This window comes from Chlorobiota bacterium (assembly GCA_016700335.1).
Taxonomy (GTDB): Bacteria; Bacteroidota; Ignavibacteria; order OLB7; family OLB7.
Window position 1 is genome coordinate 2,407,173 of record CP065014.1, and the last position, 19,075, is coordinate 2,426,247.

At 31.9% G+C, this 19,075-nt stretch carries 9 protein-coding genes; 3 read left to right on the forward strand and 6 right to left on the reverse strand.

The window, feature by feature from the left end:
- Window positions 1-17 precede the first annotated feature (17 nt).
- Both IPP08_09835 and IPP08_09840 read right to left on the reverse strand, forming a co-directional pair.
- Window positions 18-1,859 carry an OmpA family protein gene (locus IPP08_09835; protein ID QQS66062.1) on the reverse strand — a complete coding sequence of 614 codons (1,842 nt, stop codon included), beginning with the start codon at window positions 1,857-1,859 and terminating at the stop codon, window positions 18-20.
- Window positions 1,860-1,967: 108 nt separating this feature from the next.
- Window positions 1,968-9,215: a T9SS type A sorting domain-containing protein gene (locus tag IPP08_09840; GenBank protein QQS66063.1), complete on the reverse strand. Its 7,248-nt coding sequence runs from the start codon at window positions 9,213-9,215 to the stop codon at window positions 1,968-1,970.
- A 367-nt stretch (window positions 9,216-9,582) separates the two neighbouring features.
- Between IPP08_09840 and rsmB the strand changes: the two genes are divergently transcribed.
- Window positions 9,583-10,929 carry a 16S rRNA (cytosine(967)-C(5))-methyltransferase RsmB gene (gene rsmB / locus IPP08_09845; GenBank protein ID QQS66064.1) on the forward strand — a complete coding sequence of 449 codons (1,347 nt, stop codon included), beginning with the start codon at window positions 9,583-9,585 and terminating at the stop codon, window positions 10,927-10,929.
- A gap of 22 nt (window positions 10,930-10,951) precedes the next feature.
- On the opposite strand, the gene IPP08_09850 is transcribed toward rsmB, so the two are convergent.
- A complete protein-coding gene (locus IPP08_09850) occupies window positions 10,952-11,683 on the reverse strand; it encodes a segregation/condensation protein A (GenBank protein QQS67869.1) in 732 nt (243 codons plus the stop codon).
- Between the two features lie 130 nt (window positions 11,684-11,813).
- Window positions 11,814-13,088: an ATP-dependent Clp protease ATP-binding subunit ClpX gene (gene clpX / locus IPP08_09855; GenBank protein ID QQS66065.1), complete on the reverse strand. Its 1,275-nt coding sequence runs from the start codon at window positions 13,086-13,088 to the stop codon at window positions 11,814-11,816.
- A gap of 270 nt (window positions 13,089-13,358) precedes the next feature.
- Between clpX and IPP08_09860 the strand changes: the two genes are divergently transcribed.
- Together IPP08_09860 and IPP08_09865 are read left to right on the forward strand one after the other, a co-directional pair.
- Window positions 13,359-14,090, forward strand: coding sequence for a hypothetical protein (locus IPP08_09860; protein ID QQS66066.1), 732 nt, complete (start codon window positions 13,359-13,361; stop codon window positions 14,088-14,090).
- Window positions 14,071-15,504, forward strand: a complete 1,434-nt coding sequence (locus tag IPP08_09865; protein ID QQS66067.1) for a GWxTD domain-containing protein — start codon at window positions 14,071-14,073, stop codon at window positions 15,502-15,504. The genes IPP08_09860 and IPP08_09865 overlap by 20 nt, the downstream gene beginning before the upstream one ends.
- 76 nt (window positions 15,505-15,580) lie before the next feature.
- On the opposite strand, the gene typA is transcribed toward IPP08_09865, so the two are convergent.
- Window positions 15,581-17,416 (reverse strand): translational GTPase TypA, encoded by a 1,836-nt coding sequence (gene typA / locus IPP08_09870; protein QQS66068.1) that lies wholly within the window; start codon window positions 17,414-17,416, stop codon window positions 15,581-15,583.
- A 193-nt stretch (window positions 17,417-17,609) separates the two neighbouring features.
- Window positions 17,610-19,073, reverse strand: coding sequence for an IMP dehydrogenase (guaB, locus tag IPP08_09875; GenBank protein ID QQS66069.1), 1,464 nt, complete (start codon window positions 19,071-19,073; stop codon window positions 17,610-17,612).
- Between the last annotated feature and the right edge of the window lie 2 nt (window positions 19,074-19,075).

The window sequence follows — 19,075 nt, forward strand, 5'->3', positions numbered from 1 at the left end:
CAAAATTTATTTATGTCTTAATCACATCCTTGAACTGACTCTGCCTCAATACGGCGATTCTGTTTGCGGATATTTTCTAAATCATCTTTTTGAGATTGAGACATTTTAGCTTCTGCTTTTGGATTAGGTGTAGGTTCTTGAACCGCTGGTTTTGAACTTCCCATACCGATTGCAGAAACTATTCTACTTGAAGGAATTCCTTTAGAAATCATATAATCACGAACTCTTTTTGCACGACCATCAGATAAAGTTTTATTTTTAGCTGGATTACCTTCTTTAGAAGCATGACCCGTTAAATTTACTTTTACTTGTTCGCAAGCATTTAAAAATTTGTATAATTTATCTAAATCTCTTGATGTTCCTTCATATCCAAAATCAATTTCAGTACTATTTTTTTGGAAACGAATGTCAGCTAAACTAAGTTTTTCTCCTTTTCTAACTGGTTTACATCCTTTTGCTGATGCAGACCCTGGTTCTAATGGACATTTATCTACATCATCTTGAACTCCATCACCATCTGTATCTTTTTTAGTTGGATCTGTTTTGAAACTTCCATTTGGATGATTTCCATTTACTTCATCTCCATCTTTTAAATTATCTCCATCAGTATCTTTATTTGTTGGATCTGTGTTATAAGTTTTAACTTCATCTCCATCTTTCAATCCGTCTCCATCAGTATCAGGATTTTTAGGATCAGTTTTGTATCTTGTAACTTCATCTCCATCTTGAAGACCATCACCATCTGTATCAACATTTAAAGGATTTGTACGATATTGATTAACTTCATCTCCATCTTTTAATCCATCTCCATCTGTATCAGGTTTTAATGGATCAGTTTTGATATTGTTAACTTCATCTCCATCTTTTAATCCATCTCCATCTGTATCAGGATTTTTAGGGTCAGTTTTAGTTGAATTAACCTCTTGACCATCCTTTAAACCATCACCATCTGTATCAGGATTACGTGGATTAGTTTTGTAGATTTTAATTTCTTGCTCATTTGTTAAGCCATCTTTATCCCAATCATTATCTTCTGGTTCTCCTTCACCAAGAGCAAATTTTAATGCTGCTCCAACTCTAATTGAATTATTAGAAAAGTTGAATGCAGATGAATTTGGTAAATCATATGAGTTACCACCTGAAAATTTTGTTAAAGGATAGATATAACTTGCTTCTGGAGCAAACACTAAAGATGTTCCTAATGGAATATCATAACTTAAACCAACTTGAAGAGCCGCAAATAATGATTGAGGATCTGGTATTTCTCGATCATCAAATTTATTTCTAGTTTTACTTCCGTCTGAGAATGTAAAACCCTCTGTTAACATATCTTCTTGTTGACTAAATTTCTTCGTCATAATAAAAGAAAATACAGGACCAAGATTAATATCAAGACCTGCTCCTTGAATTGGACGTAAAGAAAGTAATGGCTCAATACCTATAACACCAATGTTTGAACTGAATTTGTGTCTGGTATTAAGTTGTACTAGGTTATTATTTAAAACTTGTTGACCAATACGTTCATCAACTGATGTTTCAGCTCCTAATTGAGCATATCCTAATCTGAATTGAATTGCAATTGCTTCAGACATTGGAGCTTCATACAAACCACCAAGTGCAATACCATTTCCTTTAGCTTCAGTGAAACCAGGTGAACAGTTAGGACAATCAGGTGTTAATTGTTTGAAATTTAACGTATGATTGTTCATATTTAAGTTACCATAAACACCTAACATAGCGCGTCTTTTGGTCCCTTCTTCTTCCATTTCGGTCTGGGAAAAAGCTTTATGAATGCTTACTTGAGTAAGTAAAGCAATCATTAATAAGCTCCCTGCGATTTTTGTGAAACGTTTAACCATTTTTTGTTTCAATTTAAATAAATTGACGTTGATTATTATATTAATTATTATTATTCGTTGTTATTCATTGAGGATTCGATGCAAATCGAACCCTCTTTGAAGTTTCGATTATTTTACTATGATGACCAACTGACGATCTATAACGCCATCACATTCTAATGTAAGCATATAAATTCCACTTGCAAAATACTTACTTGAAACATCTAACATAGTCTCTTTTTCAATTAACCCAGCTACAGCATTTCCATTTTTAGCAGCTTCAAATTGAGTTAAAACTAAGTTACCATTCATGTCATAAAGTTTCAATTTAGCATCTTTACTATCATCTAATAAATACTTTACTAACATTGTTGATGAAACTGGATTTGGAGAAATTTTTGTTACTCCACCCTTAAATGGATCTGTACCTCTTAAACCACCAAGTTTACAGAATCCTTTAACTTTAAATGAACCATCAAACAATCCAGTTGTAATTACTTTTCCACCCTTAGATGGAACATTCCATTTAATACTTTCCTTCACAAATCTTACTGGTGTTACAGAATCATTTCCTAATAACACATTCATAGGAATTGATTTCAAAGTTCCACTTGCAAGAACAGGAGAAACTGTTAATGGTAACTGAGCCCAAGTTAGACCTAAAGCATCTTTCTTGTATGAAACCTGTGAAAGTAACGCTGGATCTTGAGGTGCAAGCATTGTTGCGTTATATTCAATTGTAAAACTAAGCGAAGATACTTCACTTTCTATTATTTTGGTTGGTACTCCATTGTAAGAAATTGTTACGAAGTTAGGATTTGTTTGTTTAACATCTCCTGTCGAATTATTAATTTCTAATGCAGCGTATGCTACTCTTTCGTCTCCAGTTCCTTGTAATACTATTCTTGCAGAAGCAGGACATGTAGCATCTGCACTTATTACTATAGAATCTTTAGATGTTCCTGGAGTTCCAACATATTTAACTTTAAGTACTATTTCTTCACCTGGTAATAATGTCTTAGGTAATGCAGGTATTCCAGATACAATTGTAAATGGTGTTGTTGATGCTGGTCCTCTAAAGTTATTAATTATAGCATTTGTATTTCCACCATTACGGAAACTAACACTAACTTCTTTAAACGATACTGAATCAACTAATACTGCTCCAAAATCAACTTGACTTGCAGAAGATGTTAAAATTGTTTTGTTAACAACTAACTTAGCTGTAGCACTTGCAATTTCATTTCCACAATCACCTTTAACATTACAACTATAATCTCCTGACTCATTTGAAGTCAAATTACTCAAACTATAAGTATTTGAATTTGCTCCTGAAATCACTTGACCATTTTTTAACCATTGGTATTTTATGTTTGCTCCAGTTGCTGTAACACTAAATGATGCAGATCCACCTTCACAAATAATTTGACTTGTTGGTTGTGTTGAAATTGCAGCTACTGAACCAACTATTACTGTTGCAGTTGTAGTTGTTTGTGTTTGACCACAATCATCAGTAACATCACATGAGTATGTTCCAGCTTCACCAGAACCACTTATATTCGTTGAGTAAGATGATTTAGTTTCACCTGGTAATGCTGTTCCATTCTTTTTCCATTGGTATTTCAAATTCTTACCTCCAGATACTGTTACTGAGAATGAAATACTACCTCCTGGACAAACATTCTGAGTTCCTGTTGGTTGAGATGTAATTGTAAATGGTTTAGAAATAGAAAGTTTAGCTGTTAAAGGACCAGATCCAGTAATTGCACAAGCTCCTGTAACTTCTACTGTGTAGAAACCAGCATCTGCTTCTGAAACTGAAGTTATACTTAAATCAGCTTTATTTTCACCAGGTATATTTACACCATTTTTCTTCCATTGATATGTAATACCAGAGCCAGTTGCTTTAACTGAGAACTTAGCTGGATTACCAACACATAATTCTAAGTCTTTTGGACCTTCAGTTATTGCACCACCATCTTTAACAGTTATAACACATTCTTTACTTGCCACATCTGGTTTACAACCACCTTTAATTGTTACTTTAATTTTAGCATTATTATCTGCTTTAGTAACATTAAATTTATAAGATGATGTAGTTTGACCTACTATCACAGTTCCATTTTTTGTCCATTCATATGCTAATCCACCTCCAGTAGCAGTTACATCTAATTGAGCTGCGGTATTATCACATGCATCTAATGTAGCTGGTAAATCTAAAGTTATTATTGGAGATTTATTTACAGTTAATACAGCTGACACAGTTGTTGAAGGTGGACATTGTCCCATTACTTCAACTGAATATGTTCCTGCATCTGTATCTACAACATTACTTAGATTTAACATGTTAGTATTAGCACCTGTTATTGCAACGCCATTTTTCTTCCATTGGAAATTCAAACCTCCACCTTTAGCTTCAACACTAAATGATGCATTATCTCCAGCACATGCAATAGCATCAATAGGAGATGTAGTTACTACTGGAGCAGTATTAACAACTAAATAAGCATCAACAGAAACTACTGATGCAAAAGCACAAGGTGTTCTTACTTCACAGCTATAATCACCTGCATCAGATGCAGCAACTGAATTAATTGTATAAATTGTATCGTTTGCACCTGGAATAATTTGGTTATTCCTTCTCCATTGATAACTATATGTTCCATTATTAAACCATTCTCTTGTACCAAACACTCCAATAGAGAAAGATACATTGCTTCCTGCACACATTGTTCTATTTAGTGGCTGACGTGTAATTCTTGGTAATGGTAGAACTTTTAATAGAAGTTCTTGAGCAAAATTAACTTTAGTTGAACAAGGTCCATTTGAAAAATAATTTGCACGATACTTTGTTGTATCATCTAATCTTAAATTATTAATTCTCATTTTAAACACTGTTGTTGGAGGCACTGGTAATGGATTTACAGTTTGATTAGAACTTAAATCATAATGATTACCTAATAAATTACTATGAACAACAGTATCTCTATTAGTTGATGAACTTAGGAAATAATTAGAAGATCCAATTGTTGTCCAAGTAATTCCATCTCTTTCTAGTTTTTGCCAAATAACACCTGGGTTATCACCGTTTAATGTAACAGATAAGTCACCATTTTCTGTTTCGCAAGGTGAAGAATTCACAGCATTTACGCCACCATTAACTGCCAATGAAACTGGTTGTTTCATTTTAACGTTAACATAAATTCTTGTTGGAGGAACTGGAGTACAAGCACTAAGTACTGGAGCACAAGCCGAACCAACTGGTCTAATTAAATCTAAATAATATAAACCACCATCAGCTAAAGTTGTTACTCCTAAAGGTCCAGTACCAGGAATTGGTAAAGCAGCTGGTAATGTATGGAATCCTGTTGTTGGAATTGTATATGCAAAATTATTTACTCCATTCATTGTTCCTGAGTTTACCAAAGCATTTAATGGACCTCTCCATTCATAATTTAATATATTTAATGCATTATTTCCACCAGCACCCAAAGCTCTAATGTTTGTTGATATAGCATTGCCTAAAGCATCAGTTGTATTATAGTTACCACTGAAAGTATTACCAGTTGTACCTATACAAACTTCAGTATTGATAACAGGATATGTAACTCCACCAACTAAAACTGTGTTTTGTGGAAGTCTATCAGCATACATAGGTCTTTGAACCAAAGTAAATCCTGATGGATTTCCATTAGCCCCATTATATCCAATACGACCATCATTTCCTTGAATTATATTAAAATTGGCAAATGTTCCTCCTGTTGGTAAAGGAGATCCAGGTGACACAATATTTTGTGTATTATCACTAGTATCAGCCACTGTAGTTTGAGGATATGGACGAATATCTGTTTGAGTTACTTTCCATCTATAGCCACTTAAATAATCTACTCCGTTTGAACCAGTTGGTAAAATATTTGATGGCAATTGAGGAACAGTAAACCCGTAATAATAACTTTCAACACCATTTATTGTACCTGCAACAGCAATACCTTGATCATTTAATGAACCTGCACCAACTGCAGCTATACCTGGACGCATTTGATCTTGATTCCATTCCCAATTACTATTAATTAAAGGATTTGTAATATCATAAGGTATTAAACCAGCAGGTAATCCAGGACCTGGCTCTGGGGGACGAGTAATATAAAGATCATTAAATAATGGATTATCACTTACAGCATAAGTTGTAAAAGCACCAGCACATCCAACACTTCCTGGAGCTACAAATGTTCTTGGGTTTCCAGTTGGAAGATTTTGATCTGAGCTCCAAACTGGACTCAATGCTGAGTTTAATAATTCAATTTTAACGCTTTTAACACAACCAGATGTTGCAAAACTTACAGTATGAGCTTGTCCAATACATACATTTGTATTACCAACATCTGCTACTGCTATTTCTGATGGTTGCATTTTTAATACATATGCATCATCAAAGTTAGGTGTAGAAGTAGGTGGATAGTTTGAACTAGAAGGGAAACCATAAGAATCACCAAATGCATCAAATACTGGATAAGGAGCATTAGTATATACCGGAATTGTGTAGACGCCTCCAACTCCTGTATTTGCAACCCTACCACCAACAATATATACATTTCTAGCATCATCTAAGTCCATACCACCGCCATTTTGTGCGGTAAATTCTCCCATTTGATTTGCACCATTTGAGTTTAATCCTAAATTCCAAATAGTGTTTCTAACTCTTGGGAACTGGCCAGGAGGAATAGCTGAAGCTGTTGTTGCTCCAAATCCTGCGTTAGCTACTAATGCGTTTGAAGAAGCCATTAATCTTGAATAACATAACGTATCTAGTCTTGGAGAAAATTTACATACGAACATATTGTAAGCAGTATATAAATTTATTCTGACAGGTATTCTTGATTGAGGGAAACTTGAACTAGAAGTATTACCAACTACATAAACATATCCAGCGTCATCAACATCAATTGCAACACCCCATTCAGTATTTTGGTTTCCACCAATATATGTTGAATACGGGAATTGATTACCATTTGTTTGAGATGGGTCTACATAAGTAACAAAAGCTTCACCATTTCCTTGACATCTAGTATCTGCCGCTCTATTAGAAATAGGGAATGAATTACGATAGTTTATACCATTATAAGCTGGGTTAAACTGTGTTGAACCTGCTCCATAAAAAGCTAAACCAGTAGAAGGATCAATTACACCTGCATTATTACTGTAAGTAACACCTGTAATATATACACCTCCTTGTGGAGCTAATGCTAAATCCCAAGCTTCATCATTATCTACTGCTGTGAAATTTGGTGTACTTATCATTGTTCCATACTCCATTTGGCCTCCGCCTGTATTTGCAGTATTTAACTGTAATAAAAAAGCATCTTCTTGATTAGCTGCATAAGCACCAGCAGGTGAACCACTCCAAGAAGTTGGAAATTGATCAGCAATTGTTGTACCTAATGTTGTTCTTAAAAAAGGAGCAATTGTTGTTCCTGTAATAAACACAGATTGATTAGGTCCAACTTTAATTGCAGAAACATTATCTACATAATCAACATATTGACCACTTACGGTTGGTATATCTCCTGCTCCACCGAAATAAGAACCATACAACAATTGAGAACTTCCATTAACAGCTGGGTTTAGCCTAGCTACGAATCCATCAGTTACATTGTAAAAACCATTTATATTTCCACCTTGAACTTGCGAAGGTAATGTTGGTGCAGTATATCTTGGTGCTGGTTGGAATGCAACCATTGCAGATCCGAATGTTGGGAAATAATTTGTTGCTGTACCTAAAGCTGGAGGTGCAGTTTGAACTGCTGGTAAAGTAGGTAAAACACCACCAGAAAATGGAGGTAAATTCACACCCCATTTAAAGATTGTTTGACCACAAATATAGATTTGTCCTCCATCAACATCAATATCAAAAGCTCCATCTTGAGTATAACTTCCACCTAAATAAGTAGAATATATGATATTCGTACCTAAAGAATTTAATCCTGTTACGAATGCATCACAATACCCTGGTGTAGCATTAAAGTTCTGATAAGAAGCGTTTAAATTTTGTGACCCCATATTGTATGGGTTTAAATTCCTATTAGGAGATGGTTGAATTGCACCTAATGATGTAGGCAATGTATTTGTTCCAATTCCACCAATCAATCTTGAATCAGTTGAAACATAACCACAAATATAAGCATTACCATTTTCAACATCAATATCCATTGAACGATCATCACCAGAACTAGCAATAATTGTCATATATATCATTGCTCCATTCGGATCCATTTTGGTAACAAAAGCGTCATTATAGAATGATGTTATTGAAGGAACACCTGAACCAGCTGGATCATTTCCTGTTGGAAATGTTGTACTTGTACCGTTTGTTCCAGCACCTAATTTTTGAGGATTTGGTGCTCCAGAACCAGCAATTAACATTTGGTTAGAAGAAGTAAAACCAGTAATGTAAGCATATCCAGCTGCATCTACAGATACCCCAGTTGCTACATCATGGCTTGTTGCAACAGGACCAACTGGATTGCCAATATATGTACAATATACTAATGGATCAATAACAAGCGGACGAGAAGCATCATAGCTTCCGATATTAAATCCTACAGTTCCATTCTGACGAACAGAAAAAGAGCATTTAACTTCGCGGTTGTTACCGTTCATATCTTTTTGATATGCATAAATACCAGCTTGACGAATTTCACCAAACTGTGTAAGTATGCGAAGATCACCATTGTCATCTACTTTTAAACCACTTTGCCCTGTAATTTTCATTGCAATCATATCAGGGCTCGCACCTGGAGCAACAATGAAATCATAACGTGGTTGGTTGTTTTCCGTATATAATACGGCATCAATTCCTTTATAAAGTTTTTCAACTTTAACAGAATTAAACTTTGAGACAAAACTTGCCCATTTTGTACGATCATTACCCATAAGGTAATTATAGTACCCTGGTTGTTTGTCTTCACCTAGAAGTTTTGTAGAGGCAGAAGCACCTACAAAATTAACTTCAACGGCTTGAACTAAAGAACTAGAATTTTTAGAATCTGAATTCTTAAAATCATTCTTAGTTTCTTTTTTAGCGGCTAAAGTAGAAGCTTCAGAATTACCATTAGTAGTTTGGTACATATTATACACAAAACCAGTATTGGTAACCCAAAGGTTCATACCATTTAAATCCGCCATGAAGCGTGCATTACCTTCCCATTGTCCTTTATTTTCAATAAAGCCAATGGAATGATTAGCGAACGCCCTCTCGGCAGACTTAGTATTTGTCTTGCCAAGATCCTTTGTGTTCGTGCTTTGTTGCGCATTAGCAACGGCAGCAACTACTAACATCAATGCTACTAAAGTAGCCCGTAAAAATGTCGGTCGTTTCATTTTCTGGAGTCCTTTCAAAGAAAGCTGATGGGATTAACGTTAATATTAATTATAATTATTATTTATTCTAAGTAAAAAAGATAGTTGACTATTAGACAAACACTTTAAAAGCTATTACAAAACCCCTAAATTGGGATTTTGTTTCAATTAATTTTTTTTTCTCTTATTAAGTATTTTAGAAAATAGTATCTCAATTTAAGAAAAAAAAACTTACTATCGAAGGAAAGATTTCAATAATGCAATAAAAAGAGAATTTAATTTTATAATAAATTTAGCTCAATAAAAAATATTTTATCACAATTTGTAATAAAATTTATTGAATTTTATTACAAATTTTAGCTTAAATTTATGATCATACAATAAAAGAATGTTCGCCAATAAAATAATTAATTCTTCTAGAACTGCATCTGTGCGTATTCTTACAACATTACTAAATGAAAGTGAAAATGTAAGAAACACATTTCAAGAAAAAGAAATTTTAAGTAAATTATCTAACTCAGATAAAGCACTAGCTCATGAAATCATATCCGGAACAATTAGATGGTTACTAAAAATCGATTGGATAATTTTGCAAAGATACAAAGGTGATTTTAATTCTGCACCACTTATTGTAAAAAATTCTCTGCGTATTGCTATATACCAAATATTATTTTTAGACAAAATTCCTCAAAGTGCTGCTGTTAATGAATCTGTTGAAATTATTAAACAATATCATAGCCTATCAGTTTCGAAACTTGTAAATGCTGTATTAAGAGATATACTCCGAAATTTAAACTCCGTTACATATCCAGATGAAAAATCAGATTTGCCTTTAGCTTTATCAGTTAAATATTCTCACCCAAGATGGATGGTGAGAAGATGGTTAAAAAGATTTTCTGTAGATGAGGTTATTCAGATAATGGAAGCAAACAATGAAAGACCAAAAATTTCTATAAGAGTTAACCCAATTATTACTTCAACTGAAAATTTTTTAGATTTAATTTCAAGAACTAAAATTCATTTAAGTAACGGTTACTTTTTAAAAGACAATTTTTATTCTGAAAAGCTCTCATCAATTGAAAGTAACACATTGTTCAAAAAAGGTTTTTTTACTATTCAAGATGAAGGTTCAGCATTATGTTCAAAACTTTCTCAAGCGAAGCCTGGTATGAGAGTAATAGATTTATGCTCTGCTCCAGGTGGCAAAGCTTTAAATATAGCTGGGCAAATGAATAATAAAGGTGAAATTATTGCTGTTGATATTTATGAGAATAAGTTAATCAAGATTACTCAAGCTGCTCTTAGGTTGGGTGTCAAGATTATAGAGCCTGTGTTAGGAGATGCAAAATCAATTGATATACACAATGCTGATATTGTTTTTGTTGATGCTCCATGTTCAGGTTTGGGGGTTATCAGAAAAAAACAAGATATAAAATGGATGAGAACTTCTAACCAAATTAATGAATTAGTAGTTTTACAATCTGAAATCCTTGAAAATGCAAAAAATCTTGTAAAACCAAATGGACATTTAATTTATTCAACTTGTACAATTGAACAACAAGAAAATCATGAAATAATAAAAAAATTTTTAGAAATAAATTCCAATTTTTCAATTGAAAATGCTAACAATTTCTTACCTAATGAAGTGGTGAGCAATAATGGGTTTTTAGAAACATATTCTCATAAACATAAAATTGATGGTACTTTTGGTGTAAGGTTAAGAAAACATGATTGATTTTTATTATTATTTGATTTGTTTAAAGTTTAAAAATCAACATGTCATCGAAATCATCAGATTGTTCACAACCAATTAAACTATTTTTTATCAATTCCAACAATGCTAAAAAAGTAACAATAATACCAATCCTTTCTAAACCTCCAACTAATGTAAAGAATGTTGTTTGAGACTGTGCTCCTAATACAGATAAAATATATTCTGCTTGTTCTTCAACATTGTAATTAATCTGCTCAACTTTATGTTGGGTTTCAACTTTTGGGGCTTTATCTAATGCTCTTTTAAAAGTTTTTAACAAATCAAATAAAGTTACATTTTTCAATAGTTGATCTGGAGTAACTTCATCATGAATTGCAATATCAGCTGTAAAAAGTTCCCTATAAAAGATAAATCTATTTTTATCTTCTAATTCTTTTAATTCCTCTGATACCTCTTTATATTGTTTGTATTCTAATAATCGTCTTATAAGTTCAGCCCTTGGATCATCTTCCTCTGGTTCATCAGGTAACCTCTCTTCTTTTGGGATTAACATTTTTGCTTTTATTTGCATAAGCATAGATGCCATAACTATAAATTCTCCAGATCTCTCTAAATCAAGTATTTTTAGTTCTTGAGTATAAACTAAAAACTCCTCTGTAATTTTTGAGATTGGTATATCATATATATTTAACTCATCCCTTTTAATAAAAAAAAGTAACAAATCTAATGGTCCTTCAAAATCTGGAAGTGTGATTATATATTTATCATTATCCATTTTAAATGGGGGTATGAATTCTACAATTGGAACTGTTGTTTCTTTCAAAATTTTGTTAATAAATTACTTCTGTTTTTAAGGAAGTTGAATATCTATTGTTAAAATGTTATTAAAATAATAAATATTAAAATTAACCAACATAATCTTTAAACTCATTTTTCTCTGGTTCATTATAAACATAAGTTGGTTCATGTTTATCTTCAATTGTTTCACCAGTTATAATAACTTTTAATAGATTTTTTTTATCAGATAAATTATACATAATATCAAGCATCACATCTTCAACAACACCTCTTAAAGCTCTTGCTCCAGTTTTTCTTTCTACAGATTTTTTTATAATAGCATCAATAGCATTCTCATTAAATTCTAATTCAACACCTTCCATTGCAAATATTTTTTTAAACTGTTTTACAATTGCATTTTTTGGTTGAGTTAAAATTTGTTTCATTGCAATATCTGTTAATGGTTCAAGTGCTGCAATAACAGGAAGCCTTCCAACGAATTCTGGAATTAGACCAAACTTCAATAAATCAGAAGGTTCAACAAACTGAAATAGTTCTTCAGATTCTTTTACTCTTTGCTCTCCTTTGTCATCACCAAACCCCATTTTTGTTTTTGTCATTCTTGATGCTATTATTCTATCTAATCCAGAAAATGCTCCACCACATACAAACAAAATATTTTTTGTATCAACTGTTACTAAAGGTTGTTCTGGATGTTTGCGACCACCCTTTGGAGGTACTTTTGCTTTTGTACCCTCAAGTATTTTAAGCAACCCTTGCTGAACTCCTTCACCAGATACATCCCTAGTAATTGAAGGAGAATCTGATCTACGTGTAATTTTATCTATCTCGTCAATATAAATAATTCCTTTTTCAGCTTTCTCTACATCGTAATCTGCATTTTGAAGTAATGCAACTATTATTGACTCAACATCATCACCAACATATCCAGCCTCTGTAAGTGTTGTGGCATCAGCTATTGCAAATGGTACGTCTAAAAGCCTTGCCATTGTTTGAGCTAATAATGTTTTACCAACTCCTGTAGGTCCCATTAATAATATATTCGATTTATCAATTTCAACATCATCAAATCCTGAAATTGTTCCTTGAGATTCAATCCTTTTATAATGATTGTAAACAGCAACAGATAAAGATTTTTTTGCTTTGTCTTGACCAATTACATATTCATCTAATGCTGATCTGATTGCTTTTGGAGTTGGTCTTTTTGTAAGTTGCTTCTGTATAAGATCCCTTGAATTTTTGCGTAACATATCTACTGAGTTTTGAACGCAAATATCACAAATATACACATTTGGTCCTGCTAATATAGAACCAACCTCATCTGGCAGTCTGCTACAAAATGAACATCTTACAAAATCTGACTGAAAATTATCAACTGACATACTATTTTTATTAATTTTTTTAAGGGCGTGAAACTAAGAATAGTTTTTAATGCGACAAACTGTTATTTAGTAATTGATTTGTAAAAAAATATTATTTAGTTTTATGATTTTATAATTTAACTAAATACTATTATTTTTTATTAGTTAATAATTTTTAGTTAGAATTCAAATGTAATTACTTTCGATCTTTAGAAGATAACAAGAGATAAAATTATAAAATTATTATTTTTAGACTTTGCTTAAACAAAAATGTATTCTATTTTGGTACATATGAAATTTATTATATTTACAATCATTTTCCTTTCTTCTTTTAACTATTTATTTTCACAAGATGATTTATTTGTTGAAATTGGAGCTGGGTTTAATGGTAGTGACAATTCCGTTTTTTCTAACAGATTATCATCATTCCAACCTAGGGATTTAAACAACAAACCAATTCTATATAGGTCTGCAGCATTTTCAAATACTGGTTTATCTTTACAAGCAACTTCTACAGTAAGTTTTGGAAATTTAATTTTAAATGCAACTTTATCTAATGTTTACTTCCCTAAAGTATTTTCTATAAATGAATATAACTCTAATAGAAGTGAATATAAATTATCAAACTTTGAATTAGGAATTGCATTTGGATATCCTATTGTTCGTAATTCTGGATTTATTTTATTTCCATTTATTCAAGGAAGTTTAACAAGATATAATTTATCTTTCAATAACAATAATTTATTACCTATACCATTTTTTGAAGGTGATAATGTGTTACCTGGTGAAATTGCTAATTATACTGCAAATGGTCCGAGAGCATCTATTGGCTTAGCTTTTGATAAAGTTTTAAGTAATTCAGAAATAGGATTAATTATTGGATCAAGAATAACTTTTGGTAAAATGTTAAGCTCTGCTCAATGGGAACAGAATAATTCGCTTGTTAAAAATGGAGGTAATTCCCCGTGTAACTGTGGAGCAACAATAACTTTAAACTTTGGTTATGGTAAAATTAATAAATAAATATTTCGGATTTGGTAACTTTAAAATTGTTTTTAAAAAATTTAATATTTACTACATTTCTTTTTTAATTGTATTATTTTTTTTAATAAATTTAATTGCATACAATAAATGTTGTTCTCAAAATTTCAATGTAAGTGAGTTTTATTCATATGGAGATGATTACTTTTTTGAGATAAATACTTTGCCGGGCTCTAAAGTGATTGGCAAAGAAAGAGTTATTGTAACTTTTAGATTAACACATGATTTACTAAATTTTAAAAAAAGTATTTTGAATGATAAAAGCACTAGATATATTGCTACTCCGAGTATATTTCTCGAAGCTACAAATTATGAAGGTGTAATTTGTGAAAGAGCTTTTTGGAAAGATACTATTGTAACTAATTCCTATGAAAATACTAATTCCAAAAATATTTTAGTTTGTGGTTCTTTTGAATTATCATTAAGATCAGATTCTTATAAATTAAAATATGTAATAGATGATGGTTCTCAAGTGAACTCTATTTCAAAGGTTACTGAGTTTTTTAAAGTTCCTTCTTTTACTAATAGTAGTGGAATTGGTACTCCTAAATTTTATAATGATGTATCAAATGATACTTTAATTGCGTCTGAAATTGATGCTTCGGTATTGTTTGGAAATAGTTTAAAAGTTTGTATTCCATTTACTTTACAACAAGTCCCAATTTCGTCAATTTGTACCATTTCAAAAGTTACAACTAACCCCAATGAAACATCAATTGAAATTAAGTCCTATCCTTGTAAGATATTAGAAAACAAAACTTTATCTAAAGCTATAATTTGTAATAATGATATCAAATTTGAAATAGTTGATTTTAAAGATTCATCTAAACAAAGTATATATTTAGCAATTCTTGAAACACCAATTAATTTTTTAGATGTTGGTGATTATATTTTAAAGGTTAATTGTAAAAGTACTAAGGAAAATTTATCAGATAGTTTTTTATTTAAACTGCGATGGTTAACTATGCCTTTATCAATTGCAGCAACAAAAAATGATTATAACATTAGGTCTTTATATCCAATAGCAACTCCAGATGAGATAAAAGAACTAAGAAGTGGAAGTACAGAAGAAAAAGTAAAAAAATTTAATGAGTTTTGGAGGATATTAGATCCTACTAAGGATACAAAATTTAATGAAGCAATGGCTGAATATTACACAAGAGTTGATTATTCTTTTTTTAATTTTAGATCATTAGATCAAAACGATGGTACTTTTACAGATAGAGGTAAAATATATATATTAAACGGACCACCAACAGAACTTCAAAGAGATTTACGAGGTGAAACACCAAAGGAAGTTTGGATTTATAAAAACAGAGTTTCTAAAGAATTTATATTCACTGACAAAACAACAAAGGGTAACTTTAAGTTGATAGGAGTTGTTGATTTAAAATAAAAAAAAATACCACGATTAAATAAATAATCGTGGTAAGATATTTTATTAAGATAAATTTTTCAAATAGAAGAATTTATTAATCAGTTAAAGTTTGTGCTTTTAAAGTGTGTCTTTTGCTAGCTTCAAGAATTACCTTTCTTAATCTAATAGATTTTGGAGTAACTTCAACTAGTTCATCTTCTTTTAAAAATTCAATTGCTTTTTCTAATGTTAAAGGAGTTACAGGTGTTAGTTGAACAGCTTCATCTTTACCAGAAGCCCTCATGTTTGAAAGCTTTTTCTCTTTTACAGCATTAACATTTAAATCATTATCTCGATTATGTTCACCAATAATCATCCCTTCATAAACTGGATTTGTTGGCTCAACAAACATTGTTCCTCTTGGCTCTAGATTAAACAATGCGTAAGGAACTGCATTTCCTGATCTATCAGCAACTAATGATCCAGTAAGCCTTGTAGGGAAATCTCCACGATGCTCCTCATAACCCATTAAATATGAATTCATCAAACCTGTTCCTTTAGTATCTGTTAAAAATTCATTTCTGTAACCAATCAAAGATCTTGATGGAATTGAAAATTCTAATCTTACTCTTCCAGTTCCATGATTAACCATATTAATCATTCTACCTTTTCTTCTAGATAACTTTTCAGTAACAACACCCATAAAATTTTCATCACAATCAATAAACAAATGTTCAATTGGTTCCACAACTTTCCCATCTTTTTTCTTGAAAATAACTTGTGGTCTGCCAACAGTTAGTTCATAACCTTCCCTTCTCATTGTCTCAATCAAAATTGCCATTTGAAATTCACCTCTACCTTTTACAGTAAATGAATCTGATTCCTGAGTTGTCTCAACTTTTAAAGCTACATTACTTAACGTCTCTTTTAATAATCTTTCTCTAATTTTATTAGATTGTACATGCTTACCTTCACGGCCAGATAATGGAGAAGTATTAATTGTAAACATCATAGATATAGTTGGCTCATCTACAGAAATTCTTTTTAAAGGTTTTGGATTATTTCTATTGCAAATAGTATCACCAATTTTTACATCTTCAATACCTGCAAGAATTGCAATATCTCCAGCATCTACTTGTTCAGTATCACCAATACTAACTCCTTGATACGTTTGTAATTTAGAAACTTTTAACGGAACTGGTTTGTTATCTTCACCAATACAAACCAAAGATTCACTATTATGAACATTACCATTGATTACTCTTCCAATTGCTAATCTACCAAGATATTCACTGTAATTTAAATCTGCAACTAACATCTGGAATGGTTCATCAGGATTGTAAGATGGTGGTGGTAATTCATTTACAATTGCTTCATATAAAGGCTTTAAATCTATTCCAATTTCATCTAAACTATTTTGAGCAATTCCGTCTCTTCCAATAGCATATAAAACTGGGAACTCAATTTGTTCATCATTAGCTTCTAGATCAATAAACAGATCATAAATTTCATTTAGAACTTCTTGAGGTCTTGCATCCTGACGATCAATTTTATTTACAACAACAATAATTTTCTTTTTTCCCTCAAGTGCTTTTTTGAGAACAAACCTAGTTTGAGGTAATGGTCCTTCACTAGCATCAACAAGAAGGATAGCACCATCAACCATCATTAAAGCTCTTTCAACTTCCCCTCCAAAATCTGAGTGACCAGGAGTATCTAGAATATTAATTTTAACATCACCCCAATGGACTGAACAGTTTTTAGCAGAAATTGTAATCCCTCTTTCCCTTTCTAAATCCATAGAATCCATAATTCTATTATCAACATGTTGATTTTCCCTAAAGATACCACTCTGTTTGAAAAGATGATCTACTAGTGTAGTTTTACCGTGATCAACGTGTGCTATAATAGCTATGTTGCGGACTTTATTGTTGAATACTATATTTTTCATAATAATTTAATAATTGCTTTTTTAAAATTTAAAATTCAAAAAATTTAATTCAGAGATATTAAATAAGATATAATTCACCGATTAAATTTTTTGAAGTCGCGAAGATACGGTAACTCACTTAATTTGAAGATATTTTTGAAATAAAAAAAAGGTCAAGTAATAATTACCTGACCTCCAGATATAATAATATCTTTTAAAAATAGTTTGGTGATTCTTTTGTTATTGATACATCATGTGGATGAGATTCCCTTAATCCTGCTCCACTCATTTTTACAAACCTAGCATCTCGCTTTAAATCATCTATTGTTCTACAACCGCAATAGCCCATTGCTGCTCTCAATCCACCAACCATTTGCCTAATAACATCAGCAAGAGGACCTTTAGAAGGAACTCTTCCTTCAATTCCTTCTGGGACTAATTTTGATATTTCATCTTCCACATCTTGAAAGTATCTATCAGCTGAACCTTTTACCATTGCACCTAAAGAACCCATTCCTCTGTAAGTTTTATAAGATCTACCATCTAAAATAATTTTTTCACCTGGCGATTCATCAACTCCTGCAAACAAATTTCCAATCATAACAGTATCTGCTCCTGCAGCAATAGCCTTCGCCATATCACCAGTTTGTTTTATTCCACCATCTGCAATAATTGGAACCCCTTCACGATTTGCTATATCAGCAACATTCATTATAGCTGATAGTTGTGGCACACCAACACCAGCTATTATTCTAGTTGTACATATACTTCCAGGACCAATACCAATTTTTATTCCATCAGCTCCTGCATCTATCAAAGCACTACATGCTTCCGAAGTTGCTATATTGCCAGCTACTACCTGAAGATTAATAAATTTAGATTTGACCATTCTAACTGCTTCGATAACGCCTTTTGAATGCCCGTGTGCTGTATCAATTATAACTGCATCAACTCCAGCTCTTACAAGTGCATCTGCTCTTTCTAATGTTTCTCCACTTACTCCTAAAGCTGCTCCTACTCTTAATCTACCCAACATATCCTTTGCAGAATTTGGATGCTCCCTTTTTTTTCTAATGTCTTTAACTGTAATTAACCCTTTTAAAAATCCATTCTTATCTACTACTGGCAATTTTTCGATTCTGTTTTTTTGTAAAATATCTTCTGCTTGCTCTAATGTTGTTCCTTCAGGTGCAGTTACAAGATTTTCATGAGTCATGACTTCAGAAATTGGTGTATCAGGATTATGCTGAAATCTTAAATCACGATTAGTTACAATTCCAACTAACTTGCCTTCATCATCAACAACAGGTACTCCACTTATAGAATATGTTGTCATTAACTTTGTGGCATCATATACTTTACTTTCACGTTTTACTGTTATCGGATCTAATATCATTCCACTTTCACTCCTCTTAACTTTTAAAACATTCGCAGCTTGTTGATCTATTGACATATTCTTGTGTATTATACCTATCCCACCTTCTCGGGCTATAGCAATTGCAAAACTAGATTCAGTTACAGTATCCATTGCTGCAGAAACAAGTGGTATATTTAATTTTATACCCTTAGAAAAATTTGTTATCAAACTTGTCTCTCTAGGTAAAAACTCGCTGTATCTTGGCACCAATAGCACATCATCGTAAGTAAGTGCTTCACCAAGTATCTTGTTTAAATTCATTT

What these genes read in the sequence shown, in the direction of transcription:
- guaB (QQS66069.1), bottom strand. Translation starts at nt 19,073, where the DNA reads ATGAATTTAAACAAGATACTTGGTGAAGCACTTACTTACGATGATGTG.
- IPP08_09850 (QQS67869.1), bottom strand. Translation starts at nt 11,683, where the DNA reads ATGGATAATGATAAATATATAATCACACTTCCAGATTTTGAAGGACCA.
- IPP08_09860 (QQS66066.1), top strand. Translation starts at nt 13,359, where the DNA reads ATGAAATTTATTATATTTACAATCATTTTCCTTTCTTCTTTTAACTAT.
- IPP08_09840 (QQS66063.1), bottom strand. Translation starts at nt 9,215, where the DNA reads ATGAAACGACCGACATTTTTACGGGCTACTTTAGTAGCATTGATGTTA.
- clpX (QQS66065.1), bottom strand. Translation starts at nt 13,088, where the DNA reads ATGTCAGTTGATAATTTTCAGTCAGATTTTGTAAGATGTTCATTTTGT.
- typA (QQS66068.1), bottom strand. Translation starts at nt 17,416, where the DNA reads ATGAAAAATATAGTATTCAACAATAAAGTCCGCAACATAGCTATTATA.
- rsmB (QQS66064.1), top strand. Translation starts at nt 9,583, where the DNA reads ATGTTCGCCAATAAAATAATTAATTCTTCTAGAACTGCATCTGTGCGT.
- IPP08_09835 (QQS66062.1), bottom strand. Translation starts at nt 1,859, where the DNA reads ATGGTTAAACGTTTCACAAAAATCGCAGGGAGCTTATTAATGATTGCT.
- IPP08_09865 (QQS66067.1), top strand. Translation starts at nt 14,071, where the DNA reads ATGGTAAAATTAATAAATAAATATTTCGGATTTGGTAACTTTAAAATT.